22 protein-coding genes, 1 tRNA gene and 2 pseudogenes are annotated in these 26,666 nt (G+C 41.0%); 24 read left to right on the top strand and 1 reads right to left on the bottom strand.

Features of this window, described 5'->3' with window-relative positions; translation table 11 throughout:
• Nucleotides 1-730 precede the first annotated feature (730 nt).
• The 24 genes and pseudogenes from FGQ53_RS02645 to ftsY all read left to right on the top strand — a co-directional run.
• Nucleotides 731-835, top strand: a pseudogene (locus tag FGQ53_RS02645) (2-C-methyl-D-erythritol 4-phosphate cytidylyltransferase); the annotation flags it as partial.
• Nucleotides 836-940: 105 nt separating this feature from the next.
• Nucleotides 941-1,543, top strand: a pseudogene (locus FGQ53_RS02640) (D-ribitol-5-phosphate cytidylyltransferase); the annotation flags it as partial.
• A gap of 4 nt (nucleotides 1,544-1,547) precedes the next feature.
• Nucleotides 1,548-2,570 carry a ribitol-5-phosphate dehydrogenase gene (locus FGQ53_RS02635; RefSeq protein ID WP_138335543.1) on the top strand — a complete coding sequence of 341 codons (1,023 nt, stop codon included), beginning with the start codon at nucleotides 1,548-1,550 and terminating at the stop codon, nucleotides 2,568-2,570.
• A 16-nt stretch (nucleotides 2,571-2,586) separates the two neighbouring features.
• Entirely contained in the window at nucleotides 2,587-3,444 is an 858-nt protein-coding gene (locus tag FGQ53_RS02630; RefSeq protein ID WP_138335541.1) for a phosphotransferase, read from the top strand.
• A gap of 1 nt (nucleotide 3,445) precedes the next feature.
• A complete protein-coding gene (locus FGQ53_RS02625) occupies nucleotides 3,446-4,324 on the top strand; it encodes a DMT family transporter (RefSeq protein WP_138335539.1) in 879 nt (292 codons plus the stop codon).
• Between the two features lie 11 nt (nucleotides 4,325-4,335).
• Entirely contained in the window at nucleotides 4,336-5,025 is a 690-nt protein-coding gene (locus FGQ53_RS02620) for a sugar phosphate nucleotidyltransferase (RefSeq protein ID WP_138335537.1), read from the top strand.
• 87 nt (nucleotides 5,026-5,112) lie between these two features.
• A complete protein-coding gene (dprA, locus tag FGQ53_RS02615) occupies nucleotides 5,113-5,961 on the top strand; it encodes a DNA-processing protein DprA (RefSeq protein ID WP_138335535.1) in 849 nt (282 codons plus the stop codon).
• 117 nt (nucleotides 5,962-6,078) lie between these two features.
• The gene (gene topA, locus FGQ53_RS02610; protein WP_138335534.1) at nucleotides 6,079-8,166 is read left to right on the top strand and encodes a type I DNA topoisomerase; all 2,088 of its coding nucleotides are present in this window, start codon (nucleotides 6,079-6,081) and stop codon (nucleotides 8,164-8,166) included.
• Between the two features lie 220 nt (nucleotides 8,167-8,386).
• The gene (locus FGQ53_RS02600; RefSeq protein ID WP_001220352.1) at nucleotides 8,387-8,746 is read left to right on the top strand and encodes a YbaN family protein; all 360 of its coding nucleotides are present in this window, start codon (nucleotides 8,387-8,389) and stop codon (nucleotides 8,744-8,746) included.
• Between the two features lie 93 nt (nucleotides 8,747-8,839).
• Complete coding sequence (locus tag FGQ53_RS02595; protein WP_138335532.1) at nucleotides 8,840-9,472, top strand: copper homeostasis protein CutC; 633 nt, start codon at nucleotides 8,840-8,842, stop codon at nucleotides 9,470-9,472.
• Between the two features lie 43 nt (nucleotides 9,473-9,515).
• Complete coding sequence (locus FGQ53_RS02590) at nucleotides 9,516-10,172, top strand: MmcQ/YjbR family DNA-binding protein (protein WP_138335530.1); 657 nt, start codon at nucleotides 9,516-9,518, stop codon at nucleotides 10,170-10,172.
• A 419-nt stretch (nucleotides 10,173-10,591) separates the two neighbouring features.
• A complete protein-coding gene (locus tag FGQ53_RS02585; RefSeq protein WP_138335528.1) occupies nucleotides 10,592-12,154 on the top strand; it encodes a 2-isopropylmalate synthase in 1,563 nt (520 codons plus the stop codon).
• 11 nt (nucleotides 12,155-12,165) lie between these two features.
• Nucleotides 12,166-13,203, top strand: coding sequence for a 3-isopropylmalate dehydrogenase (leuB, locus tag FGQ53_RS02580; protein WP_138335526.1), 1,038 nt, complete (start codon nucleotides 12,166-12,168; stop codon nucleotides 13,201-13,203).
• Nucleotides 13,200-13,469, top strand: coding sequence for a DUF1294 domain-containing protein (locus FGQ53_RS02575; RefSeq protein WP_138335524.1), 270 nt, complete (start codon nucleotides 13,200-13,202; stop codon nucleotides 13,467-13,469). The genes leuB and FGQ53_RS02575 overlap by 4 nt, the downstream gene beginning before the upstream one ends.
• Nucleotides 13,470-13,472: 3 nt before the next feature.
• Nucleotides 13,473-14,855: a 3-isopropylmalate dehydratase large subunit gene (leuC, locus tag FGQ53_RS02570; protein WP_138335522.1), complete on the top strand. Its 1,383-nt coding sequence runs from the start codon at nucleotides 13,473-13,475 to the stop codon at nucleotides 14,853-14,855.
• A gap of 9 nt (nucleotides 14,856-14,864) precedes the next feature.
• The gene (leuD, locus tag FGQ53_RS02565) at nucleotides 14,865-15,458 is read left to right on the top strand and encodes a 3-isopropylmalate dehydratase small subunit (RefSeq protein WP_138335520.1); all 594 of its coding nucleotides are present in this window, start codon (nucleotides 14,865-14,867) and stop codon (nucleotides 15,456-15,458) included.
• A gap of 27 nt (nucleotides 15,459-15,485) precedes the next feature.
• On the top strand, nucleotides 15,486-16,265 hold the full coding sequence (locus tag FGQ53_RS02560) for an L-threonylcarbamoyladenylate synthase (RefSeq protein WP_049546504.1): 780 nt from the start codon (nucleotides 15,486-15,488) through the stop codon (nucleotides 16,263-16,265).
• Between the two features lie 199 nt (nucleotides 16,266-16,464).
• Entirely contained in the window at nucleotides 16,465-17,451 is a 987-nt protein-coding gene (locus FGQ53_RS02555) for a GMP reductase (RefSeq protein ID WP_000931191.1), read from the top strand.
• Between the two features lie 66 nt (nucleotides 17,452-17,517).
• Nucleotides 17,518-17,589: transfer RNA gene (locus FGQ53_RS02550), tRNA-Arg, on the top strand.
• Between the two features lie 365 nt (nucleotides 17,590-17,954).
• Complete coding sequence (rnc, locus tag FGQ53_RS02545; protein WP_138335518.1) at nucleotides 17,955-18,653, top strand: ribonuclease III; 699 nt, start codon at nucleotides 17,955-17,957, stop codon at nucleotides 18,651-18,653.
• Entirely contained in the window at nucleotides 18,644-22,183 is a 3,540-nt protein-coding gene (gene smc, locus FGQ53_RS02540; RefSeq protein WP_138335516.1) for a chromosome segregation protein SMC, read from the top strand. Before rnc ends, smc begins: the two co-directional genes overlap by 10 nt.
• Entirely contained in the window at nucleotides 22,180-22,974 is a 795-nt protein-coding gene (locus tag FGQ53_RS02535) for a Cof-type HAD-IIB family hydrolase (protein ID WP_138335514.1), read from the top strand. Before smc ends, FGQ53_RS02535 begins: the two co-directional genes overlap by 4 nt.
• Complete coding sequence (locus FGQ53_RS02530) at nucleotides 22,974-23,792, top strand: Cof-type HAD-IIB family hydrolase (RefSeq protein ID WP_138335512.1); 819 nt, start codon at nucleotides 22,974-22,976, stop codon at nucleotides 23,790-23,792. The genes FGQ53_RS02535 and FGQ53_RS02530 overlap by 1 nt, the downstream gene beginning before the upstream one ends.
• A gap of 3 nt (nucleotides 23,793-23,795) precedes the next feature.
• Entirely contained in the window at nucleotides 23,796-25,085 is a 1,290-nt protein-coding gene (gene ftsY, locus FGQ53_RS02525; RefSeq protein ID WP_138335510.1) for a signal recognition particle-docking protein FtsY, read from the top strand.
• Nucleotides 25,086-25,130: 45 nt separating this feature from the next.
• On the opposite strand, the gene zwf is transcribed toward ftsY, so the two are convergent.
• Nucleotides 25,131-26,618 (bottom strand): glucose-6-phosphate dehydrogenase, encoded by a 1,488-nt coding sequence (gene zwf, locus FGQ53_RS02520; protein ID WP_138335508.1) that lies wholly within the window; start codon nucleotides 26,616-26,618, stop codon nucleotides 25,131-25,133.
• Nucleotides 26,619-26,666: the final 48 nt, after the last annotated feature.

The raw sequence follows: 26,666 nt of genomic DNA, 5'->3' as shown, positions 1-26,666 counted from the left end.
TAATGACATCCATAATTTGGATATTTGGGTCTTTAATGTCTAGTAATTTTGTGATAAAATGTAATTGTTCCATATGAATCTTTCTAATGAGTTGTTTAGTCGCTTTTCATTATAGGTCATATGGAACTTTTTTTCTACAACAAAATAGGTTCTATAATATCCATAGTAATATTATAGAGCTAAATTAAAAACGTAGAATATTGAACTGCACCCCAAAAGTTAGACAGAAAAAATCTAACTTTTGGGGTGCAGTTCAATATAAGATAGAGCATTTAATTTTATACTTTTCATTCAATTTACCTCGTTTTTCATTATATCATAAAGTTAGCTAATAAGAAATGAGGGACAGTAATACTATTCGAAAATCAAAGTCAAACCACGTCAGCGTCGCCTTACCGTACTCAAGTACAGCTTACGGCTAGCTTCCGAGTTTGCTTTTTGATTTTCATTGAGTATAAGTCAAGTAATCACTTTGAAGTTTCAAAGCTTAATTTTAAGTTTTCTTTAAGGAAACTATATTATTCTGAAGAACTCTAAAATTTCACAGCCATTTATTAGTAATGACTACAGAATTCCTGATTATTACTAGAAATGGGCTAGTTTCTTTGAATAATAGAACTGCTTAATCCTCCTATTCTAGAAAGGGAGGTCTAGTATTTCTTTCATGATAGGGCTAGATTGTGGTATAATAGAGAGAATAAGTTTTTTAGTAAGACAAAGGAGAAAATAGATGATTTATGCAGGAATTCTTGCCGGTGGAACTGGCACACGCATGGGAATCAGTAACTTGCCAAAACAATTTTTAGAGCTAGGTGATCGACCTATTTTGATTCATATAGTAGATTGAATCTAGAATAGTACGCCATGGTTGCTAAAATATTTCTATACATTAATTTGACTTTCCTAATCAATTTGTTCACATCTTATTTCAATCTACTGTACAATTGAAAAATTTGTCTTGGAACCAAGTATTGAAAAAATTGTAGTTGGGGTTCATGGAGACTGGGTTTCTCATGCAGAAGATCTTGTAGATAAATATCTTCCTCTTCATAAGGAACGTATCATCATTACAAAGGGTGGTGCTGACCGCAATACAAGTATTGAGAAAATCATTGAAGCCATTGATGCTTATCTTCCGCTTACTCCAGAGGATATCGTTGTTACCCACGATTCTGTTCGTCCATTTATTACACTTCGCATGATTCAAGATAATATCAAACTTTGTCAAGATCATGACGCAGTGGACACAGTAGTAGAAGCGGTTGATACTATCGTTGAAAGCACCAATGGTCAATTTATTACAGATATTCCAAATCGTGCTCACCTTTATCAAGGACAAACACCTCAAACATTCCGTTGCAAGGACTTCATGGACCTTTACGGCTCTCTCTCTGCTGAAGAGAAAGAAATCTTAACAGATGCGTGTAAAATCTTTGTCATTAAAGGAAAAGATGTAGCCTTGGCCAAGGGTGAATACTCAAATCTGAAGATCACAACAGTGACCGATTTGAAGATTACAAAAAGTATGATTGAGAAAGACTAGTAAAATGATTGATCAAATTTATCAACTAACTAAGCCTAAGTTTATCAATGTCAAATACCAGGAAGAGGCTATTGACCAAGAAAATCATATCCTTATCCGTCCCAACTACATGGCTGTTTGTCATGCGGATCAGCGTTACTACCAAGGAAAACGCGATCCAAAGATATTGGCTAAAAAGCTTCCTATGGCGATGATTCACGAGTCTTGTGGAACTGTTATTTCCGATTCAACTGGTACTTATGAAGTCGGTCAAAAGGTAGTTATGATTCCCAATCAACCGCCTATGCAGAGTGACAAGGAGTTCTACGAGAACTACATGACTGGGACCTACTTCCTATCTAGTGGTTATGATGGCTTTATGCGAGAATTTGTTTCTCTTCCCAAAGATCGTGTTGTGTCTTATAATGACATTGAGGACACGGTTGCAGCCATTACAGAGTTTGTGAGTGTCGGTATGCATGCTATGGATCGATTCCTGCATCTTGCTCATAGCAAGCGGGACCGAATTGCCGTTATCGGAGATGGAAGTTTAGCATTTGTGGTTGCCAATATTATCAACTATACTTTGCCAGAAGCAGAGATTGTGGTTATTGGTCGTCATTGGGAAAAATTGGAACTCTTCTCATTTGCCAAAGAATGCTATATAACTGATAATATTCCTGAAGATTTGGCCTTTGACCATGCTTTTGAGTGTTGCGGTGGAGATGGTACTGGACCAGCTATTAATGATTTGATTCGCTATATTCGTCCTCAGGAAACGATTCTTATGATGGGAGTTAGTGAGTATAAAGTCAACATCAATACACGCGATGCCTTAGAAAAAGGCCTGCTCTTGGTTGGTTCCTCTCGTTCTGGTCGCATTGATTTTGAAAATGCAATCCAAATGATGGAAGTCAAGAAATTTGCCAATCGTCTTAAAAATATCCTTTATCTAGAAGAACCTGTAAGAGAAATTAAAGATATTCACCGTGTCTTTGCAACCGATTTAAACACAGCCTTTAAAACCGTGTTTAAGTGGGAAGTATAAGTACTGGAGGTTAATTGTGGAGAAAATTATTAAAGAAAAAATTTCTTCCCTACTTAGTGAAGAAGAGAAAGTCCTCAGTGTTGAACAACTGGGGGGAATGACCAATCAAAACTATTTGGCCAAAACGACAAATAAGCAATACATTGTTAAATTTTTTGGTAAAGGGACAGAAAAACTGATCAATCGTCAAGATGAAAAGTACAATCTTGACCTACTAAAAGATTTAGATTTAGATGTAAAAAATTATCTTTTTGATATTGAAGCTGGTATCAAAGTTAATGAGTATATCGAATCAGCAGTAACTCTTGATTCGACATCTATCAAGTCCAAGTTTGAAAAGATTGCACCAATTTTACAAACCATCCACGCTTCAGGGAAAAAATTGAGAGGAGAGTTTGCTCCTTTTGAGGAAATCAGAAAATATGAATCCTTAATTGAAGGAGCTGTCCCTTATGAAAACTATGAAGCTGTAAGAAAAGATGTATTTTCACTCGAGAAAAGACTGGCTGATTTGGGTGTTGATAGAAAATCCTGTCATATCGATTTGGTACCAGAAAACTTTATCGAGTCACCTCAAGGTCGATTGTATTTGATTGACTGGGAATACTCTTCTATGAATGATCCGATGTGGGATTTGGCAGCTCTTTTCTTAGAGTCTGAATTTACAAAGCAAGAGGAAGATGATTTCCTTTCCTACTATGAAAGTGATAAAACGCCTGTATCACGTGAGAAGATTCGTATCTATAAAATCTTGCAAGATACTATCTGGAGTTTGTGGACAGTGTACAAAGAAGCTCAAGGAGCTGATTTTGGAGATTACGGTGTCAATCGTTACCAAAGAGCTGTCGAAGGTTTGACTTATTATGGAGGTTAGGATGAAGAATAAAAATGGTGTTTCTTTTGGTCTGCTCTCTGGTATCTTCTGGGGATTAGGTCTAACAATTAGTGCTTATATCTTTTCAATTTTTACCAATCTTTCACCTTTTGTGGTAGCTGCGGCTCATGATTTCTTGAGTATCTTTATCTTGTTAGCTTTTCTTTTGGTAAAAGAAGGAAAAGTTCGCCTCTCGATTTTCTTAAATATTCGAAATGTAAGTGTAATTATCGGTGCTTTGCTAGCAGGACCAATTGGTATGCAGGCCAATCTTTATGCGGTTAAATATATCGGTAGTTCTCTAGCTTCATCTGTATCGGCTATTTACCCAGCAATTTCAGTTTTGCTCGCCTTCTTCATTTTGAAACACAAGGTTTCAAAGAATACAGTATTCGGTGTTTTTTTGATTATTGCAGCGATTATTGCTCAAACCTACAAGGTTGAACAAGTTAACTCGTTTTACATTGGGATTCTTTGTGCCCTTATCTGTGCCATTGCCTGGGGGAGCGAAAGTGTTCTCAGCTCCTATGCTATGGAAAGTGAATTAAGTGAAATTGAAGCCTTACTAATCCGTCAAGTAACTTCATTCTTATCCTATCTTGTGATTGTGCTCTTTTCTCACCATTCATTTGCAGAAGTGGCAAATGGGCAATTATTCGGTCTCTTGATTGTCTTTGCGGCCTTTGATATGATTTCCTACTTAGCTTATTATATCGCTATTAATCGTTTGCAACCTGCGAAAGCAACAGGTTTGAATGTGAGCTATGTAGTTTGGACTGTCCTATTTGCAGCTGTTTTCTTAGGTGCACCGCTAGATATGCTGACAATTATCACTTCACTTATTGTTATGGCTGGTGTTTATATTATTATTAAAGAATAAAGGAGATTCATGTGAAAGCGATTATTTTGGCAGCGGGATTAGGAACTCGTCTGCGCCCTATGACCGAAAATACCCCAAAAGCTTTGGTTAAGGTTAATCAAAAACCCTTGGTAGAATACCAAATCGAGTTTTTGAAAGAGAGAGGAATTGATGAGATTATCATCGTTGTCGGTTACCTCAAAGAACAATTTGACTACCTAAAAGAAAAATATGGTGTCCGTTTAGTCTTTAACGACAAGTATGCTGATTACAATAACTTTTACTCACTTTATCTAGTAAAAGAAGATTTGGCTAACAGCTACGTCATCGATGCAGATAACTATCTTTTCAAAAATATGTTTCGAAACGATCTTAAACGTTCTACCTATTTTAGCGTTTATCGTGAAGACTGTACGAACGAGTGGTTCTTGGTTTACGGTGATGACTACAAGGTCCAAGACATTATTGTTGACAGCAAAGCAGGTCGCATTTTGAGTGGGGTTTCATTCTGGGATGCTCCAACTGCTGAGAAGATTGTTGGCTTTATTGACAAAGCATATGCAAGTGGTGAATTTGTAGATCTCTACTGGGACAACATGGTTAAGGATAATATCAAAGAATTAGATGTGTATGTTGAAGAATTAGAAGGTAATAGCATCTATGAAATCGATAGTGTCCAAGACTATCATAAATTAGAAGAAATTCTTAAAAACGAAAATTAAAAATTCCAACATCTGGCTGAAATAGTCGGATGTTTTTTGATTTTTTTACGAATAGATAGATGAGTAGAAAAAGGAATGGAGCTATTTATGAAAATCACAAACTATGAAATCTATAAGTTAAAAAAATCAGGTTTGAGCAATCAACAGATTTTGAAAGTGCTAGAATACGGTGAAAGTGTTGATCAAGAACTTTTGTTGGGTGATATTGCAGATATATCAGGTTGCCGAAATCCAGCTGTTTTTATGGAACGTTATTTTCAGATAGACGATGCGCATTTGGAGAAAGAATTTCAAAAATTTCCATCTTTCTCTATTTTAGATGACTGTTACCCTTGGGATTTAAGTGAAATATACGATGCACCTGTACTTTTATTTTACAAAGGAAATCTTGACATCTTAAAATTTCCTAAGGTAGCGGTTGTGGGTAGTCGCGCTTGTAGCAAACAGGGAGCTAAGTCAGTTGAAAAAGTCATTCAAGGCTTGGAAAATGCACTGGTTATTGTCAGTGGATTAGCCAAAGGAATTGACACAGCAGCTCATATGGCGGCACTGCAGAATGGTGGAAAAACCATTGCAGTGATTGGAACAGGTATAGATGTGTTTTATCCTAAAGCCAATAAACGCTTGCAAGACTACATCGGAAATGACCATCTGGTTCTTAGTGAATATGGACCTGGCGAACAACCTCTGAAATTTCATTTTCCTGCCCGTAATCGCATCATTGCTGGACTTTGCCGTGGCGTGATTGTAGCAGAGGCCAAGATGCGCTCAGGTAGTCTCATTACCTGTGAGCGGGCAATGGAAGAAGGCCGCGATGTTTTTGCTATTCCAGGTAGCATTTTAGATGGACTATCAGACGGTTGCCATCATTTGATTCAGGAAGGAGCAAAATTGGTCACCAGCGGGCAAGATGTGCTTGCAGAATTTGAATTTTAAGACGAAATTTCGCTTACTAGACAAACTTTTCTTCTATATATAGGTGCTAAGTCTTGACAGTGATGGCAAAATGGTTTACACTTTATAAAGTTTATTACTTTGAAAAGGTGTGATACTGTGGCTACGGCAACAAAAAAGAAAAAATCAACAGTTAAAAAAAATCTAGTCATCGTGGAGTCGCCTGCTAAGGCGAAAACGATTGAGAAATATCTAGGCAGGAACTACAAGGTTTTAGCCAGTGTCGGGCATATCCGTGATTTGAAGAAATCCAGTATGTCCGTCGATATTGAAAATAATTATGAACCGCAATACATCAATATCCGAGGAAAAGGTCCTCTCATCAATGACTTGAAAAAAGAAGCTAAAAAAGCTAATAAAGTTTTTCTCGCGAGTGACCCGGACCGTGAAGGAGAAGCGATTTCTTGGCATTTGGCCCATATTCTCAACTTGGATGAAAATGATGCCAACCGTGTGGTCTTTAATGAAATCACCAAGGATGCGGTCAAAAATGCTTTTAAAGAACCACGAAAGATTGATATGGACTTGGTTGATGCCCAACAGGCTCGTCGTGTCTTGGACCGCTTGGTTGGGTATTCGATTTCGCCAATTTTGTGGAAGAAGGTCAAGAAGGGCTTATCAGCAGGGCGCGTACAGTCCATTGCCCTTAAACTCATCATTGATCGTGAGAATGAAATCAACGCCTTCCAGCCAGAAGAATATTGGACAATTGATGCTGTCTTTAAAAAGGGAACCAAGCAATTCCAGGCTGCTTTCTATGGAGTCGATGGTAAAAAGCTAAAACTGACTAGCAATGACGAGGTTAAGGAAGTCTTGTCTCGTCTGACTAGTAAAGACTTTTCAGTGGATCAGGTGGATAAGAAAGAGCGCAAACGTAATGCTCCATTACCCTATACCACTTCATCCATGCAGATGGATGCGGCTAATAAAATCAATTTCCGTACTCGAAAGACCATGATGGTTGCCCAACAGCTCTATGAAGGAATTAATATCGGTTCTGGTGTTCAAGGTTTGATTACCTATATGCGTACCGATTCGACTCGTATCAGTCCAGTAGCGCAGAACGAAGCAGCAAGTTTCATTACGGACCGTTTTGGTAGCAAGTATTCTAAGCATGGTAGCAAGGTCAAAAATGCATCAGGAGCTCAGGATGCCCACGAGGCTATTCGTCCGTCTAGCGTCTTTAATACACCGGAAAGTATTGCTAAGTATCTGGACAAGGATCAGCTTAAGCTTTATACCCTTATCTGGAATCGTTTTGTGGCGAGCCAGATGACAGCTGCTGTCTTTGATACCATGGCTGTTAAATTGTCTCAAAACGGGGTCCAATTTGCTGCCAATGGTAGTCAGGTTAAGTTTGATGGTTATCTTGCCATTTATAATGATTCTGACAAGAATAAGATGTTACCGGACATGGCTGTTGGAGATGTGGTCAAGCAAGTCAATAGCAAACCCGAGCAACATTTCACACAACCGCCTGCTCGCTATTCTGAAGCGACACTGATCAAGATCTTGGAGGAAAATGGGGTTGGACGTCCGTCAACCTACGCCCCAACCATTGAAACCATTCAGAAACGTTACTATGTTCGCCTGGCAGCCAAACGCTTTGAACCGACAGAGTTGGGTGAAATTGTCAACAAGCTCATCGTTGAATATTTCCCAGATATCGTAAACGTGACCTTCACAGCTGAAATGGAAGGTAAACTGGATGATGTCGAAGTTGGGAAAGAGCAGTGGCAACGTGTTATTGACGACTTTTACAAACCATTCTCTAAAGAAGTGGCCAAGGCTGAAGAAGAAATGGAGAAAATCCAAATCAAGGATGAACCAGCTGGATTTGACTGTGAAGTGTGTGGTAGTCCAATGGTTATTAAACTTGGTCGTTTTGGTAAGTTCTACGCTTGTAGCAATTTCCCAGATTGCCGTCATACCCAAGCAATCGTGAAAGAGATTGGTGTTGAGTGTCCAAATTGTCATCAGGGACAAATCATTGAGCGTAAAACCAAACGCAATCGTCTTTTCTATGGCTGCAATCGCTATCCAGAATGTGAATTTACCTCTTGGGACAAGCCTGTTGGTCGCGACTGTCCAAAATGTGGTAACTTCCTCATGGAGAAAAAAGTCCGTGGTGGTGGCAAGCAGATTATTTGTAGTAAAGGCGACTACGAAGAAGAAAAGATTAAATAAGAGGAGAGTCCTGAAAGTGAATTTCAGGCTCTTTTTGGTTGGAGCTTGACAAAATTCATCATTGTATGCGAAACTAGAAGAAGATTAATTTATACTCAATGAAAATCAAAGAGCAAACTAGGAAACTAGCCGCAGGTTGCTCAAAACACTGTTTTGAGGTTGCAGATGTAAGCTGACGTGGTTTGAAGAGATTTTCGAAGAGTATTAACTAGGAGAAGTTATGCGTATTATTTATCTTATTATTGGTTTTTTATCACTGGCCTTGGCTATTGTTGGGGTTGTTTTACCCTTATTACCTACAACGCCTTTCCTTTTGTTGTCTATTGCTTGTTTCTCCAGAAGTTCCAAGCGTTTCGAAGATTGGTTGTATCATACCAAGCTCTATCAAGCATATGTGGCTGATTTTCGCGAGACTAAGTCTATTGCGCGTGAACGTAAGAAAAAAATCATTGTATCTATCTATATCTTGATGGGAATTTCCATTTATTTTGCCCCACTATTACCAGTCAAAATCGGTCTGGGAGCTTTGACGATCTTTATCACTTATTATCTCTTCAAGGTCATTCCAGACAAAGAATAAGTAAAATTTGTAACTATTTCCCTTGATAAAAATGAAAGCATATTCACAATGATATGATATAATAAATTTAAAGTAATCTTCAAGGAGAATCAAATGATTTACGAATTTTGTGCTGAAAATGTGACCTTGCTTGAAAAAGCGATGCAGGCTGGAGCTCGAAGGATTGAACTTTGTGACAATCTAGCAGTTGGTGGGACAACACCCAGCTATGGAGTGACCAAGGTAGCAGTTGAATTGGCAACCAACTACGATACGACCATTATGACCATGATTCGTCCCCGTGGTGGCGACTTTGTCTATAATGATATGGAAATTGCTATCATGCTAGAAGATATTCGATTGACTGCACAGGCTGGAAGTCAAGGGGTTGTATTTGGGGTTTTAACTGTTGAGAAGAAGTTGGATAAAGCTAATCTGGAGAAGTTAATTGCTGCATCAAAAGGGATGGAAATTGTCTTCCACATGGCCTTTGATGAATTGAGTGATGAAGACCAGTTGGAGGCTATTGACTGGCTCAGCCAAGCTGGAGTAACTCGTATCTTAACTCGTGCTGGTGTGTCTGGCGATTCGCTAGAGAAACGTTTTGCTCACTATCACAGAATTTTGGAACATGCTAAAGGTAAAATTGAAATTCTACCAGGTGGGGGGATTGACCTTGACAACCGTCAAACCTTTATCGACCAGCTGGGTGTAACACAATTGCATGGAACCAAGGTTGTCTTTTAAAAAATAGAAAGGAACTGCTAGCTTTTGGTAGCAGTTTTCACTTATGTTTGAAATTTTTAAATCCTATCAGTTTAATCAAGAAAAGGCTCGTGCCTATGGTTTTTTAGAAAGTAGTGGAGTTTGGACTTATAGTTGCCAGATTTTGCAAGGTGACTTTGTCATGGTTGTGTCCATCACTGCTGATAATGTGAATTTTCATGTCTTTGATCAGGAAACGGGCGACCTATATCCTCAAGTCCATATGGAAAGTATGAGAGGAAGTTTTGTAGGAAGTGTCCGTGAGGCTTGTTTGGAGATTCTCTACCAGATTCGGAAGGCCTGTTTTGATGTGCAGGATTATATCTGTCCTCAGACTAAGCGTATTATGGCTCAGGTTCAGGAAAAGTATGGAAACCAGTTGGAGTATCTGTGGGAGAAATCGCCTGATACGGCAGTGTTAAGACATGAAGGCAATCAAAAGTGGTATGCTGTTTTGATGAAAATCTCTTGGGATAAACTTGAAAAGGGCAGAGAAGGGCTAGTCGAAGCAGTTAATCTCAAACACGACCAAGTAGCGGAGTTGCTTTCACAAAAGGGCATTTATCCAGCCTTTCATATGAACAAACGATACTGGATTAGTGTGGCTTTTGATGATACGTTTTCAGATGAAGAGGTGCTAGAATTGATAGAGAAAAGTTGGAGCTTAACCTCTAAAAAATGAAATATAGTGGATTGAATCTAGAATAGTACGCCGTGGTTGTTAAAATATTTCTATACATTAATTTGACTTTCCTAATCAATTTGTTCACATCTTATTTCAACCTACTATATTTCAAGGGCTTTCAAGAACTTTCAATTAGCTAAATATTCTATACTGAAGAAATTTTCAGAAAATATTGGATTTTTTTCTTGACAAGTAATTTTGTCTATGCTAAAATACTAAACAAGATATCAAACGAAGGAGAAAGTCAAACATGAAAACAGCTAAGTTTAATCAATTTGCTTTGTTGTTGAGGTACTCGGGCTAGTGCAAAAAGCATTAGTCCTGTTTGGCTTACCAAGCGGGAGTGAATCAGCATCTCGCTTGGACTTCTAAGCGAGATGTTTTTTTAAAACCACATTTGGAAAAGGGGAAATCTTATGAGAACAGTTGAATTTCTAGATACCAGCCTTCGGGATGGAGAGCAGACGCCGGGTGTTAACTTTTCAATCAAAGAAAAAATTGCCATCGCAAGGCAACTGGAGAAATGGGGCATTTCAGCAATTGAAGCTGGTTTTCCAGCGGCTAGTCCAGACTCATTTACGGCAGTGCAGGAGATTGCTAAGGTCTTGAAGAAAACAGCGGTGACTGGTTTGGCGCGTTCGGTCAAGTCTGATATTGATGCTTGTTACGAGGCCCTCAAGGACGCCAAGTATCCACAGGTTCACGTCTTTATCGCTACCAGTCCCATTCATCGTAAGTATAAACTTAATAAGAGCAAGGAAGAGATTTTGGCAGCTATTAAGGAGCATGTTTCCTATGCACGTTCTAAGTTTGAAGTGGTCGAATTCTCTCCTGAGGATGCAACTAGAACAGAGTTGGATTTCCTCTTGCAAGTTGTTCAAACAGCGGTTGATGCAGGGGCGTCTTATATCAATATCCCTGATACGGTTGGATTCACCACGCCAGAAGAGTACGGAGCTATCTTCAAACACCTGATTGAGAATGTTAAGACAGATCGTCAGATTATCTATTCGCCTCACTGTCACGATGACCTTGGAATGGCAGTGGCAAATAGCCTTGCTGCTGTCAAGAATGGGGCAGGACGAGTCGAAGGAACTATCAACGGTATTGGGGAGCGAGCTGGAAATGCTGCTTTAGAAGAAATTGCAGTGGCTCTCAATATTCGACAAGATTACTACCAAGCAGAGACCAGTATTGTTTTAAATGAAACCATCAATACTTCTGAAATGGTTTCTCGCTTCTCTGGTATTCCAGTTCCTAAAAACAAGGCTGTGGTTGGTGGTAATGCCTTCTCTCACGAATCTGGTATTCACCAAGACGGAGTCCTTAAAAATCCTCTTACTTATGAGATTATCACACCTGAATTGGTTGGTGTTAAGAGTAATAGCCTTCCGCTTGGTAAATTGTCTGGTCGCCATGCCTTTGTTGAGAAACTAAGAGAATTGGCCCTAGACTTTACAGAAGAGGATATCAAACCACTCTTTGCTAAGTTCAAGGCTCTGGCAGATAAGAAACAAGAAATCACAGATGCAGATATTCGAGCTCTGGTAGCTGGAACCATGGTTGAAAATCCAGAAGGCTTCCATTTTGATGATTTACAACTTCAAACTCATGCAGATAATGACATTGAAGCGCTTGTTAGCCTAGCCAATATGGATGGTGAAAAAGTCGAATTTAATGCGACAGGGCAAGGTTCCGTTGAAGCAATCTTTAACGCTATCGATAAGTTCTTTAACCAATCTGTCCGCTTGGTATCCTATACTATTAACGCTGTAACAGATGGGATCGATGCCCAGGCTCGGGTTTTGGTCACTGTTGAAAACAGAGATACAGAAACCATCTTTAATGCAGCAGGTATTGATTTCGATGTGCTGAAGGCTTCGGCTATTGCCTATATTAACGCTAATACCTTTGTTCAAAAAGAGAATGCTGGTGAGATGGGACGCAGCGTTTCCTATCGCAATATGCCTAGTGTGTAAAGGAGAAGGCTATGACAAAGAAAATAGTAGCTCTAGCAGGGGACGGAATTGGCCCAGAAATCATGGAGGCTGGTTTAGAGGTTCTGGAAGCTCTAGCTGAAAAAACAGGTTTTGACTATGAGATTGACAGACGACCCTTCGGAGGTGCAGGTATTGATGCTGCAGGGCATCCCTTACCTGATGAAACCCTCAAGGCAAGTAGGGAAGCAGATGCTATCCTCTTAGCAGCTATCGGTAGTCCTCAGTATGATGGAGCAGCGGTTCGCCCTGAACAAGGCCTGCTGGCTCTCCGTAAGGAACTCAATCTCTATGCCAATATTCGCCCGGTAAAAATCTTTGATAGTCTCAAGCATTTGTCACCACTCAAACCAGAACGAATTGCTGGTGTAGACTTTGTCGTGGTGCGTGAGTTGACTGGTGGGATTTACTTTGGAGATCATATCCTTGAAGAGCAAAAAGCGCGTGATATCAATGACTATAGCTATGAGGAAGTGGAGCGGATTATTCGTAAGGCCTTTGAAATCGCAAGAAGTCGCAGAAAAATCGTTACTAGTATCGATAAGCAAAATGTTCTAGCGACCTCAAAATTCTGGCGGAAAGTAGCTGAGGAAGTCGCGCAGGATTTCCCAGATGTAACCTTGGAACACCAGCTGGTGGACTCAGCTGCCATGCTTATGATTACCAATCCTGCCAAGTTCGATGTTATCGTGACAGAGAATCTTTTCGGAGATATCTTATCTGATGAATCGAGTGTTCTATCAGGCACACTTGGTGTCATGCCATCAGCCAGTCATTCTGAAAAGGGGCCAAGTCTTTATGAGCCTATTCACGGTTCAGCGCCTGATATTGCAGGTCAAGGAATTGCCAATCCTATTTCCATGATTTTATCAGTAGCCATGATGCTGAGAGATAGTTTTGGACGTTTTGAGGATGCAGAGCGTATCGAGCGTGCTGTTGAAGCTAGTTTAGCGGCTGGCATTTTAACAAGAGATATTGGGGGACAGGCTTCGACTAAGGAAATGACAGAAGCCATCATTGAAAGATTATGAAGATAAATGAAGGAATCACGCTTGCTCTCTTGATTTGGAATTTGCTGATTTTCTTGATTTATGGCATTGACAAATCCAAGGCAAGAAGAGGTGCTTGGCGCATCCCAGAGAAAATCTTACTCATTTTAGCCTTTACTTGTGGTGGTTTTGGTGCCTGGTTGGCAGGAATCATCTTTCATCACAAGACTAGAAAATGGTACTTTAAAACGGTTTGGTTTCTCGGGATGATAACCACACTAGTAGCCTTATATTTTATTTGGAGGTAATGGATGGCAGGAAAATCGATTTTTGATAAATTATGGGACCGTCATGTCATCACGGGAGAAGAGGGGCAGCCCCAACTCATGTATGTGGACCAGCATTATATTCATGAAGTGACCAGTCCTCAGGCTTTTCAAGGATTGCGAGATGCAGGTCGTAGATTGAGACGACCAGACTTGACATTTGGAACCTTTGACCACAATGTACCAACGGTCAATATCTACGATATTCGAGATGTCATTTCCAAGGCTCAAATTGATAAGCTAGCTGAAAATGTTGAAGAATTTGGGATCGAACATGCTGCTCACGGTTCTGAAAAGCAGGGGATCGTTCACATGGTTGGTCCAGAAACAGGACGGACCCAACCAGGAAAATTCATCGTCTGTGGGGATAGCCATACGGCAACCCACGGAGCTTTCGGAGCGATCGCCTTTGGGATTGGGACCAGCGAGGTCGAGCATGTTTTTGCTACCCAGACCCTCTGGCAAGTTAAACCTAAGAAAATGCTGGTAGAATTCACAGGAGTTCCACAAAAGGGAGTTTACTCCAAGGATTTTATTCTCGCCTTGATTGCCAAGTACGGCGTTGCCTGTGGTGTTGGCTATGTGGTGGAATATCGTGGACAAGCTATTGATGCACTGAGCATGGAAGAGCGAATGACCATCTGCAATATGTCCATCGAGTTTGGATCTAAGATGGGAATCATGAATCCAGATCAAACCACCTATGACTATCTCAAGGGACGGGAATGTGTTCCCGAAGATTTCGAGGAGGCTGTGGCTGATTGGAAAACAATTGTCAGCGATGATGATGCTATTTACGATAAAGTTATCCGGATGGATGTCTCAGACCTAGCTCCTATGGTTACTTGGGGAACCAACCCTGCTATGGGGGTTGACTTTGACAGTAGATTCCCAGAAATTAAGGATATGAATGATGAGCGCGCTTATAATTACATGGACTTGGAGCCTGGTCAAAAGCCAGCGGATATTGAACTAGGCTATATCTTTATCGGGTCTTGTAGCAATGCTCGTCTCAGTGACTTACAGCTGGCTGCTCGATTTGTCAAAGGAAAGAAAATTGCTCCTAACTTAACGGCTATCGTGGTTCCAGGCTCTCGCCCTGTTAAACGAGCTGCGGAGAAATTGGGTTTGGATAAAGTTTTCCTAGATGCTGGCTTTGAGTGGAGAAATCCAGGTTGCTCTATGTGCCTAGGGATGAATCCAGACAAGGTCCCTGATGGTGTCCACTGCGCCTCAACCAGCAACCGCAACTTTGAAGACAGACAAGGTTTTGGTGCTAAGACCCATCTCTGCAGTCCAGCCATGGCAGCAGCTGCAGCTATCGCAGGGCACTTCGTAGATGTTCGGCAAATGCCAGAAGCCCAGTAAGGAGAGGATATGGAGAAATTTACAGTTTATACAGGAACGACCGTTCCTCTCATGAATGATAACATCGACACCGACCAAATCCTACCCAAGCAGTTTCTCAAGTTGATTGATAAGAAAGGCTTTGGTAAGTATCTCATGTATGCTTGGCGTTATCTGGACGATAACTACACTGAGGATCCTGACTTTGTCTTTAACCGACCTGAATACCGTAAAGCCAGTATCCTCATTTCAGGGGATAACTTTGGGGCAGGGTCTTCGAGGGAACATGCAGCTTGGGCCTTAGCAGACTATGGTTTTAAGGTCGTGATTGCAGGATCTTTCGGGGACATTCATTACAATAATGAACTCAATAATGGCATGTTGCCTATTGTTCAGCCCAGAGAGGTTAGAGAGAAACTAGCCCAATTGAAACCAAGCGATCAGGTAACTGTGGACTTGGAGCAACAAAAAATCATCTCACTAGTTGGAGAATTCACTTTCGAAATAGATAGCGAATGGAAACACAAACTCTTAAATGGTTTGGATGATATCGGTATTACTTTGCAGTATGAAGACTTGATTGCTGCATATGAAAAACAAAGACCAGCCTACTGGCAGGATTAGAAGAAATATAGAAAAGGAAATAGAACTATGACAAAACACATTCAATGGAACGGAACACTTTCACAAGAAGGATATGACATTTTAAAAGGTGAGGGCGGTTGTATTGTTTGCCCTACTAAAGTTGGTTACATCATCATGACTAGCGATAAGGCAGGGCTTGAGCGTAAGTTCGCAGCTAAAGAACGCAATCGTAACAAACCAGGTGTTGTTCTCTGCGGTAGCATGGATGAGCTTCGCACTTTAGCACAACTCAACCCAGAAATTGAAGCCTTTTACCAAAAACATTGGGACGAAGACATTCTCCTTGGTTGTATCCTTCCTTGGAAACCAGAAGCATTTGAAAAACTTAAAGCGTATGGTGATGGCCGTGAAGAACTCATGACTGATGTGCGTGGTACTAGCTGTTTTGTTATCAAATTCGGGAAAGCTGGTGAACAATTAGCTGCCAAACTTTGGGAAGAAGGTAAAATGGTTTATGCCTCATCTGCAAACCCATCTGGAAAAGGAAATCGTGGTAAGGTAGAAGGAATCGGAGAACGTATCGAAGGAGCAGTGGATCTTGTCATCGAGGCAGACGACTATGTGGCATCTATCCAACCTGACAAAACGATTGAAACTCGCTACGAGCAAGGTGTGATGGTTTCTATGGTTGATAAAGACGGCAAACTTATCCCAGAACAAGGCGGAGCGCGTTCAACTTCACCAGCTCCAGTTGTGATCCGCAAAGGGCTTGACATTGATAAGATTATGATGCACCTGTCAGATACCTTTAACTCATGGGACTACCGTCAGGGTGAGTATTATTAGGATAGAGAAGAAGTGGAGAGAAAATAATCTCTCCTCTTTGTTCTATTTTTTGTAAGTAAAATCCGAACGATATGATTTAATGTATAAAATTATTTGACAAAAACTGTACTTTAGTTTATAATTAATTAAGGAAACGTCGGAAAAGGCGTGGTGATGCGCGAGCATAGGTAGGTCATTACAAAAGAAACGAGACATCGATATGTTAAATGAATTTCCAATTTTTGATTACGAAGATATTCAGTTGATCCCAAATAAATGTGTCATTAAAAGCCGTTCAGAAGCGGATACAAGTATTACGTTTGGAAAACACACTTTTAAACTACCTGTTGTGCCAGCAAATATGCAGACGATTTTGGATGAGAATGTAGCAGAGCAACTAGCTAAAGGCGGTTACTTTTACATTATGCACCGTTTTGACGAGGCTGGGCGCATTCCTTTTATCAAACGCATGCACGATCAAGGGCTCATTGCTTCCATTTCTGTTGGTGTCAAGGATTACGAGTATGACTTTGTTAGCCAGCTCAAGGCTGATGCTCCTGAGTACATCACGATTGACATCGCTCACGGTCATGCGGATAGCGTGATTTCTATGATTCAACACATCAAGAAAGAATTGCCGGATACTTTTGTCATTGCTGGTAACGTAGGAACACCAGAAGCTGTTCGTGAATTGGAAAATGCTGGAGCGGATGCCACTAAGGTTGGAATCGGTCCTGGTAAGGTTTGTATCACCAAGGTAAAGACTGGATTTGGTACAGGTGGCTGGCAATTGGCTGCCCTACGCTGGTGTGCTAAGGCCGCGCGTAAACCGATCATCGCTGATGGTGGGATTCGTACTCATGGCGACATTGCCAAGTCTATCCGTTTCGGTGCTAGCATGGTCATGATTGGTTCCCTTTTTGCAGGACACATCGAAAGCCCAGGAAAGACGATTGAAGTCGATGGCGAACAATTCAAAGAATACTATGGTTCAGCTTCTCAATATCAAAAAGGAGCATATAAAAATGTGGAGGGTAAGCGCATCTTACTGCCTGCTAAAGGGCATTTGCAAGACACCCTTACTGAGATGGAGCAGGACTTGCAAAGTGCTATCTCTTATGCAGGTGGACGCAAGGTTGCTGACCTTAAACACGTTGATTATGTTATCGTGAAAAACTCTATCTGGAATGGGGATGCTTCCCACTAAGACGGGCTATATGGCCAGAAAAAAACTTGTTATTAGAGCAAATTTCTGTTATAATAAAACAAGTTTCCACCCTTAGTGTAATGGATATCACGTAAGATTCCGGTTCTTGAGATGGGGGTTCGATTCCCTCAGGGTGGATGTAAATATCCTAAAAAGCCTTTAAATAGGGCTTTTTTCTTTACACTGTCTCAAATTTGACTCTAATACTTTTCGAAAATCTCTTCAAACCACGTCAGCGTCACCTTGCCGTAGGTATGTTACTGACTTCGTCAGTTCTATCTGCAACCTCAAAACAGTGTTTTGAGCTGACTTCGTCAGTCTTATCTACAACCTCAAAGCAGTGCTTTGAGCAACCTGCGGCTAGCTTCCTAGTTTGCTCAGTATAAAACTGAAAATCTCATTTCAATGAATATCCAAATCCTCTCCAGTCCCGTTTTAAAGTGACTCAGGGGGCTTTTTTTGATATAATAAAAAGGACTGTTATCAGTTAGAAAGAGGTTGGTATGAAAGAATTACAAACTGTACTAAAGAACCATTTTGCAATCGAATTTGCAGACAAAAACTTACTGGAAACTGCCTTTACTCATACGAGTTATGCCAATGAGCACCGCCTCTTAAAAATTTCACACAATGAACGCTTGGAATTTTTAGGAGACGCTGTTCTACAGTTATTGATTTCAGAATATCTGTATAAAAAATATCCTAAGAAGCCTGAGGGGGACTTGTCCAAACTTCGTGCCATGATTGTCCGCGAGGAGAGTTTGGCTGGCTTTGCGCGTGATTGCCAGTTTGACCAGTTTATCAAACTTGGTAAAGGGGAAGAAAAGTCTGGGGGTCGTAATCGTGATACCATTCTTGGTGATGCCTTCGAAGCCTTTCTTGGTGCCCTTCTTTTGGACAAGGATGTGGCAAAGGTCAAGGAATTTATCTACCAAGTCATGATTCCCAAAGTTGAAGCAGGCAAATTTGAGATGATTACAGACTACAAAACCCATCTTCAAGAGTTACTTCAGGTCAATGGTGATGTGGCTATTCGTTATCAGGTGATTTCTGAAACGGGTCCTGCTCACGATAAGGTCTTTGATGTAGAAGTTCTTGTCGAAGGTAAGAGCATTGGTCAAGGTCAAGGTCGTTCTAAGAAATTAGCAGAGCAGGAAGCTGCCAAAAATGCCGTTGAGAAAGGGCTGGATTCATGTATTTAAAGGAAATCGAAATTCAGGGATTCAAGTCTTTTGCTGACAAGACTAAGGTCGTCTTTGACCAAGGTGTGACGGCAGTTGTTGGACCCAATGGATCTGGAAAGTCGAATATTACAGAAAGTCTGCGTTGGGCCTTGGGAGAGTCCAGTGTTAAGAGCCTACGTGGTGGCAAGATGCCGGATGTTATCTTTGCTGGGACCGAAAGTCGCAAACCGCTCAATTATGCTTCTGTAATTGTGACTCTGGATAATCATGACGGATTTATCAAGGATGCTGGTCAAGAAATCAGGGTCGAACGCCATATCTATCGTAGCGGAGATAGCGAATACAAGATTGACGGTAAGAAAGTCCGTTTGCGTGATATTCATGATCTTTTCTTGGATACAGGTTTGGGACGAGATTCCTTCTCCATCATTTCCCAAGGGAAGGTTGAGGAGATTTTCAACTCCAAGCCTGAGGAACGTCGTGCCATTTTCGAAGAAGCTGCTGGAGTTTTAAAATACAAGACTCGCAGAAAAGAAACTGAGAGCAAACTGCAGCAAACTCAGGACAATCTAGACCGTCTTGAAGACATTATCTACGAGTTGGATAATCAAATCAAGCCTCTTGAGAAACAAGCTGAGAATGCTCGTAAGTTTCTAGATTTGGAAGGTCAACGTAAGGCTATTTACTTGGATGTTTTGGCTGCTCAAATCAAGGAAAATAAGGCTGAACTAGAGTCGACAGAAGAAGAGTTGGCTCAGGTTCAGGAACTATTGACTAGTTATTACCAAAAGCGTGAAAAATTAGAAGAAGAAAATCAGAATCTTAAAAAAGAACGCCAAGATTTACAGGCTGAAATGGTCAAAGACCAAGGCAGTTTGATGGATTTGACTAGTCTAATCAGTGATTTAGAGAGAAAATTAGCCCTATCGAAACTGGAGTCCGAGCAAGTAGCCCTGAATCAACAGGAAGCACAAGCCCGTTTGGCTGCTTTAGAGGATAAGAGAAATTCACTCAGCCAAGAAAAATCTGATAAAGAAAGCTCTTTAGCCCTCTTGGAAGAAAATCTAATCCAAAATAATCAAAAACTCAATCGTTTAGAAGCTGAATTGCTGGCTTTTTCAGATAATCCTGATCAGATGATTGAGATTTTACGTGAACGCTTTGTCGCTCTTTTACAAGAAGAAGCGGATGTCTCAAACCAGTTGACACGAATAGAAAATGAACTGGAGAACAGTCGTCAGCTTTCTCAAAAACAAGCCGATCAATTAGAAAAGCTGAAAGAACAGTTGGCTACAGCTAAAGAGAAGGCTGGTCAGCAAAAGGCTGAGCTTGAAACTGCCAAGGAGCAGGTTCAGAAATTATTGGCCGACTATCAAGTCTGTGCTAAGGAGCAAGAGGAGCAGAAAACTTCCTATCAGGTTCAACAAAGTCAACTCTTTGACCGTCTAGATAGTCTCAAAAACAAGCAGGCTAGAGCCCAAAGTTTGGAAAATATCCTAAGAAATCATAGTAACTTTTATGCAGGTGTCAAGAGTGTTCTCCAAGAGAAAGATCGTCTAGGTGGAATAATTGGGGCAGTCAGTGAGCATCTGACCTTTGATGTGCATTATCAAACTGCTCTAGAGATTGCGCTTGGAGCCAGCAGTCAGCATATCATCGTAGAAGATGAAGAGGCGGCAACCAAGGCGATTGATTTCCTCAAACGAAATAGAGCTGGTCGTGCGACTTTCCTTCCTTTGACCACTATCAAGACGCGTACGATTTCTAGTCAGAACCAAGAGGCTATTGCTACAAGTCCAGGATTTCTGGGTATGGCTGATGAGCTGGTTACTTTTGATACTAGACTGGAAGCTATTTTCAAGAACTTGCTAGCAACAACAGCTATTTTTGATACTGTAGAACATGCGCGTGCAGCAGCGCGCCAGGTTCGTTATCAGGTGCGCATGGTGACACTGGATGGGACAGAGCTGCGCACTGGTGGTTCCTATGCAGGTGGAGCCAATCGCCAGAATAACAGTATTTTTATCAAGCCAGAATTGGAGCAATTACAAAAAGAAATCGCTGAAGAAGAAGCAAGTTTGCGTTCAGATGAAGCGAGTTTGAAGACCTTGCAAGATGAACTGGTTTCATTGACAGAAAGATTAGAAGCCATCAAATCTCAGGGAGAGCAGGCTCGTATTCAGGAGCAGGGCTTGTCCCTCGCTTATCAGCAGACTAGTCAGCAAGTTGAGGAACTGGAAACTCTTTGGAAACTCCAAGAAGAGGAATTAAATCGTCTTTCTGAGGGAGATTGTCAAGCGGATAAGGAAAAATGCCAAGAGCGCCTTACTACTATCGCCAGCGACAAGAAAAATCTGGAGGCTGAGATTGAAGAGATTAAGTCTAACAAAAACGCCATTCAAGAACGCTATCAAAACTTGCAGGAAGAGGTAGCACAAGCTCGCTTGTTTAAGACAGAACTGCAAGGACAAAAGCGTTATGAAGTAGCTGATATTGAGCGTTTAGGCAAGGAATTGGACAACCTGAATATCGATCAAGAGGAAATCCAGCGCCTTCTTCAAGAAAAGGTTGATAATATTGAGAAAGTTGATACGGATTTGCTCAGTCAACAGGCTGATGAAGCCAAATCTCAGAAAACAAATCTCCAACAAGGTTTGATTCGCAAGCAATTTGAATTGGATGATATAGAAGGTCAGTTGGATGATATTGCCAGTCATTTGGACCAGGCTCGCCAGCAGAATGAAGAGTGGATTCGCAAGCAAACACGTGCTGAAGCCAAGAAAGAAAAGGTCAGCGAGCGCTTGCGCTATCTACAAAGTCAATTAACAGACCAGTACCAGATTAGCTATACTGAAGCTCTAGAAAAGGCGCATGAATTGGAAAATCTCAATCTGGCAGAGCAAGAGGTTAAGGATTTGGAGAAGGCTATTCGCTCACTGGGGCCTGTCAATTTGGATGCTATTGAACAGTACGAAGAAGTCCACAACCGTCTGGATTTCCTAAATAGCCAGCGAGATGATATTTTATCAGCGAAAAATCTACTTCTTGAGACCATCACAGAAATGAATGATGAGGTCAAGGAACGCTTTAAATCAACCTTTGAGGCTATTCGTGAGTCCTTTAAAGTGATCTTCAAGCAGATGTTTGGCGGAGGTCAGGCGGACCTGATCTTGACTGAGGGAGACCTGCTGACAGCTGGGGTTGAGATTTCTGTCCAACCACCAGGTAAGAAAATTCAGTCTCTCAACCTCATGAGTGGTGGGGAAAAAGCCTTATCGGCTCTTGCTTTGCTTTTCTCTATCATTCGAGTTAAGACTATCCCGTTTGTTATCTTGGATGAAGTAGAGGCTGCGCTGGACGAAGCCAATGTCAAACGCTTTGGGGATTACCTAAACCGCTTTGACAAGGACAGCCAGTTTATCGTCGTAACCCACCGTAAGGGAACCATGGCAGCGGCCGATTCTATCTATGGAGTGACCATGCAAGAATCAGGTGTCTCAAAAATTGTTTCAGTTAAGTTAAAAGATTTAGAAAGTATTGAAGGATGACAATTAAACTAGTAGCAACGGATATGGACGGAACCTTCCTAGATGGGAATGGGCGCTTTGATATGGACCGCCTCAAGTCTCTTTTGACTTCCTACAAGGAAAAAGGGATTTATTTTGCGGTGGCTTCGGGTCGAGGATTTCTATCTTTAGAAAAATTATTTGCTGATGTTCGTGATGATATTATTTTCATTGCGGAAAATGGTAGTTTGGTAGAATATCGAGGTCAAGACTTGTATGAAGCGACCATGTCTCGTGAGTTTTATCTGGCAACTTTTGAAAAGCTACAAACTTCACCTTATGTAGATATCAATAAACTGCTCTTGACGGGGGAAAAAGGCTCTTATGTGCTAGATACGGTTGATGAGACCTATTTAAAAGTGAGTCAGCACTATAATGAAAATATCCAAAAAGTAGCAAGTTTGGAAGATATCACAGATGACATTTTCAAATTTACAACCAACTTCACAGAAGAAACGCTGGAAGCTGGTGAAGCTTGGGTCAATGAACATGTTCCTGGTGTTAAGGCCATGACAACTGGCTTTGAATCTATTGATATTGTTCTGGACTATGTCGATAAGGGTGTGGCTATTGTTGAATTAGCTAAAAAACTTGACATCACAATGGATCAGGTCATGGGTTTTGGAGATAATCTTAATGATTTGCATATGATGCAGGTTGTGGGACATCCAGTAGCTCCTGAGAATGCACGACCAGAAATTTTAGAATTAGCAGAGATTGTGATTGGTCACCATAAGGACCAGTCGGTTATAGCTTATATGGAGGGATTATAATGGCAGATATAAAATTAATTGCATTAGACCTAGATGGGACCTTGCTGACTACTGATAAAAAGCTGACGGATCGTACCAAGGCAACCCTGAAAGCTGCACGTGATCGTGGCATCAAGGTCGTATTGACAACTGGTCGTCCCTTAAAAGCTATGGATTTCTTTCTCCATGAGCTAGGAACTGACGGCCACGAAGATGAGTATACGATTACTTTTAATGGTGGATTAGTTCAGAAAAATACAGGTGAGATCCTTGATAAAACAGTCTTTTCATATGATGATGTGGCACGCTTGTATGAAGAAACAGAGAAATTATCACTGCCTCTTGACGCTATCTCAGAAGGAACAGTTTATCAAATTCAATCTGACCAAGAAAGTCTTTATGCCAAATTCAATCCAGCATTGACCTTTGTTCCAGTGGACTTTGAAGACTTGTCTAGTCAAATGACCTACAATAAGTGCGTGACTGCCTTTGCTCAAGAACCCTTGGATGCAGCCATTCAGAAGATTTCTCCAGAATTGTTTGACCAATATGAAATCTTTAAATCACGTGAAATGTTGCTAGAGTGGTCACCAAAGAATGTTCATAAAGCAACAGGTTTGGCAAAACTAATCAGCCATCTTGGAATCGACCAAAGCCAAGTCATGGCCTGTGGTGATGAGGCTAATGACCTTTCTATGATTGAATGGGCAGGGCTTGGTGTTGCCATGCAAAACGCTGTTCCTGAAGTCAAGGCAGTCGCAAATGTAGTGACGCCAATGACCAACGATGAAGATGCTGTCGCCTGGTCTATCGAAGAATATGTGCTAAAGGAGAACTAAGATATGGGATTATTTGACCGTCTATTCGGAAAAAAAGAAGAACCTAAAATCGAAGAAGTTGTAAAAGAAGCTCTGGAAAATCTTGATTTGTCTGAAGATGTTGAGCCTGCCTTAACAGAAGCTGAGGGAATTATTCAAGAAGAAGCAGAAGTTGAAAGTTCTGAAGAAGCTCTGCTCGAAGAAGAGGCTAATCAAGACACAGTTGAAGAAAGTCAGGATTCAGAGCCAGTTGTTGAGGTTCATCAAGAAGAAATAGAAGAATTGACAAACTCAGAAGAAGTCTCAGATGAAGAGAATTCTGAACACGAAGAAACTGTAGAAGAAAATAGTTCTGAAGTTCTTGAAGCAGAAACGCCTCAGGTAGAAGAAACTATTCAGGAAAAATATGACCGTAGCCTTAAGAAAACTCGTACAGGCTTCGGTGCTCGCTTGAACGCCTTCTTTGCTAATTTCCGCTCTGTTGACGAAGAATTTTTCGAGGAACTAGAAGAACTGCTGATCATGAGTGACGTTGGTGTCCAAGTTGCTTCTAACTTAACAGAGGAGCTACGCTACGAAGCCAAGCTTGAAAACGCCAAGAAACCTGACGCCCTTCGTCGTGTTATTATTGAGAAATTGGTTGAGCTTTATGAAAAGGATGGCAACTACGATGAAAGTATCCACTTCCAAGATGGCTTGACAGTCATGCTCTTTGTCGGTGTTAATGGTGTCGGGAAAACAACTTCTATCGGGAAACTAGCCCACTGCTACAAACAAGCTGGTAAGAAGGTCATGCTGGTTGCGGCAGATACCTTCCGTGCAGGAGCAGTAGCCCAGCTTGCTGAATGGGGGCGTCGTGTGGACGTTCCAGTTGTGACTGGACCTGAAAAAGCTGATCCAGCCAGCGTGGTCTTTGATGGCATGGAACGTGCCGTGACTGAAGGTATTGATATTCTCATGATTGACACCGCTGGTCGTCTGCAAAATAAGGACAATCTTATGGCTGAGTTGGAAAAGATTGGTCGTATCATCAAACGTGTTGTGCCAGAAGCACCCCATGAAACCTTCTTAGCACTTGATGCATCAACAGGTCAAAACGCTCTTGTACAGGCCAAAGAATTTTCAAAAATCACTCCTTTAACAGGAATTGTCTTGACTAAGATTGATGGAACTGCTCGAGGTGGTGTTGTTCTAGCTATCCGAGAAGAACTCAATATTCCTGTAAAATTGATTGGTTTTGGTGAAAAAATAGATGATATTGGAGAGTTTAACTCAGAAAACTTTATGAAGGGTCTCTTGGAAGGCTTAATCTAATCAGAATCAAAAATCCTGCAAGGCACAAACTTGCAGGAAATTTTTTTATTCTAAACGACCATCTTGACGATAGGCGATATCTGGTTGCCAAGTCCATTTGGCACCGAATTTTTCAAGTAAGTCAAAGCTTGCTTGAGGTCCCATGCTTCCAGCTTTATAGTCATGAAGTGGGGCACCATTTTCAGACCAGAGTTCTTCGATACGGTCAATCAATTTCCATGACGCACCAACTTCATCCCAGTGGCTAAAGTTTGTTGAGTTATTGTTTAAGACGTCATAAATCAATTTTTCGTATGGTTCTGGAGAAGCACCAGTTGCAGTCGCATCTGTACGGTAATCAAGTGAGTTAGGAGCCAAGTTAAATTCTTCTCCTACTTGCTTCCCATTTAGGCTAAGAGAGAAACCTTCTGTTGGTTGAATATAGATGGTCAAAATGTTTGGAGCAAGTGGTTCTCCAAAGATAGAGTCCATTTGTTTAAAGACGATGTTGACATGAGTTCCTTTTTCAGTCAGACGTTTACCAGTACGGAAGAAGAAAGGAACACCACGGAAGCGATCACTGTCCACAAAGAAGGCACCAGATACGAAAGTTTCAGTTGTTGATTCTGGATTAACATTTGGCTCGCTACGATAAGAGATGTATTTCATGCCATCAATCTTACCAGAACGGTATTGACCACGGATAAAGTATTCTTTAAGTTCTTCATCAGTTGGATGATAGAGGTTTTTAAAGACCTTAATCTTTTCAGCACGAATCTCGTCTTTTGTGAAGCTGGCTGGCTTATCCATAGAAAGGAGAGAAAGAAGTTGCAAAGTATGATTTTGTACCATGTCACGGAGGGCACCAGATTGGTCATAGTAGCCACCACGTTCTTCTACACCCAAACGCTCTGCAAAAGTAATTTGCACATTGTCGATAAAGTCCTTGTTCCAAACGTTTTCAAAAATCAGGTTTGCAAAGCGAACTGCAAAGATACTTTGAATCATTTCCTTACCAAGATAATGGTCGATACGGAAAATTTGTTCTTCGTCAAATGTTGCTAGGAGTTCGTCATTCAACTTGCTTGCAGTTGCGTAATCTGTACCAAATGGTTTCTCAACGATTAGGCGTTCAAAACCTTTACCATCTACTATGTTTTCAGACTTGAGGTGTTTGGCAATGGTTCCAAAGAATTGAGGAGCCATAGACAAGAAGAAGAGCTTGTTGTGTTCAGCTTGGTACTTGTCATTAAGTTCAGCCTGCAATTGACGTAGAGCAATGTAGTGTTCTGTATCATTGACATCATGACTTTGATAGTAGAAGTGGCTAGCGAATTCCTGAGCCTGTTCGGTACTATCTGCCAAATCAAGGATAGATTCGACTACAACAGATTCAAAATATTCCTTGCTCCAAGGACGACGAGCAGTTCCAATAACGGCGAAGTGCTCGGAAAGATTGCCGGATTTATATAGTCTAAATAGGGAAGGGTAGAGCTTGCGTTTAGCCAGGTCTCCACTCGCACCGAAAATTGTAACAATAACCTTAGATGACATCTAGCTACCTAATTTCTATTTTTATTCCTAGTCTTGCTAGGTATGAGG

This window comes from Streptococcus mitis, from assembly GCF_005844455.1.
Lineage (GTDB): Bacteria > Bacillota > Bacilli > Lactobacillales > Streptococcaceae > Streptococcus > Streptococcus mitis_BF.
The sequence above is the reverse complement of the archived record's forward strand: the minus strand, read 5'-3'. Positions and strand labels throughout refer to the sequence as shown.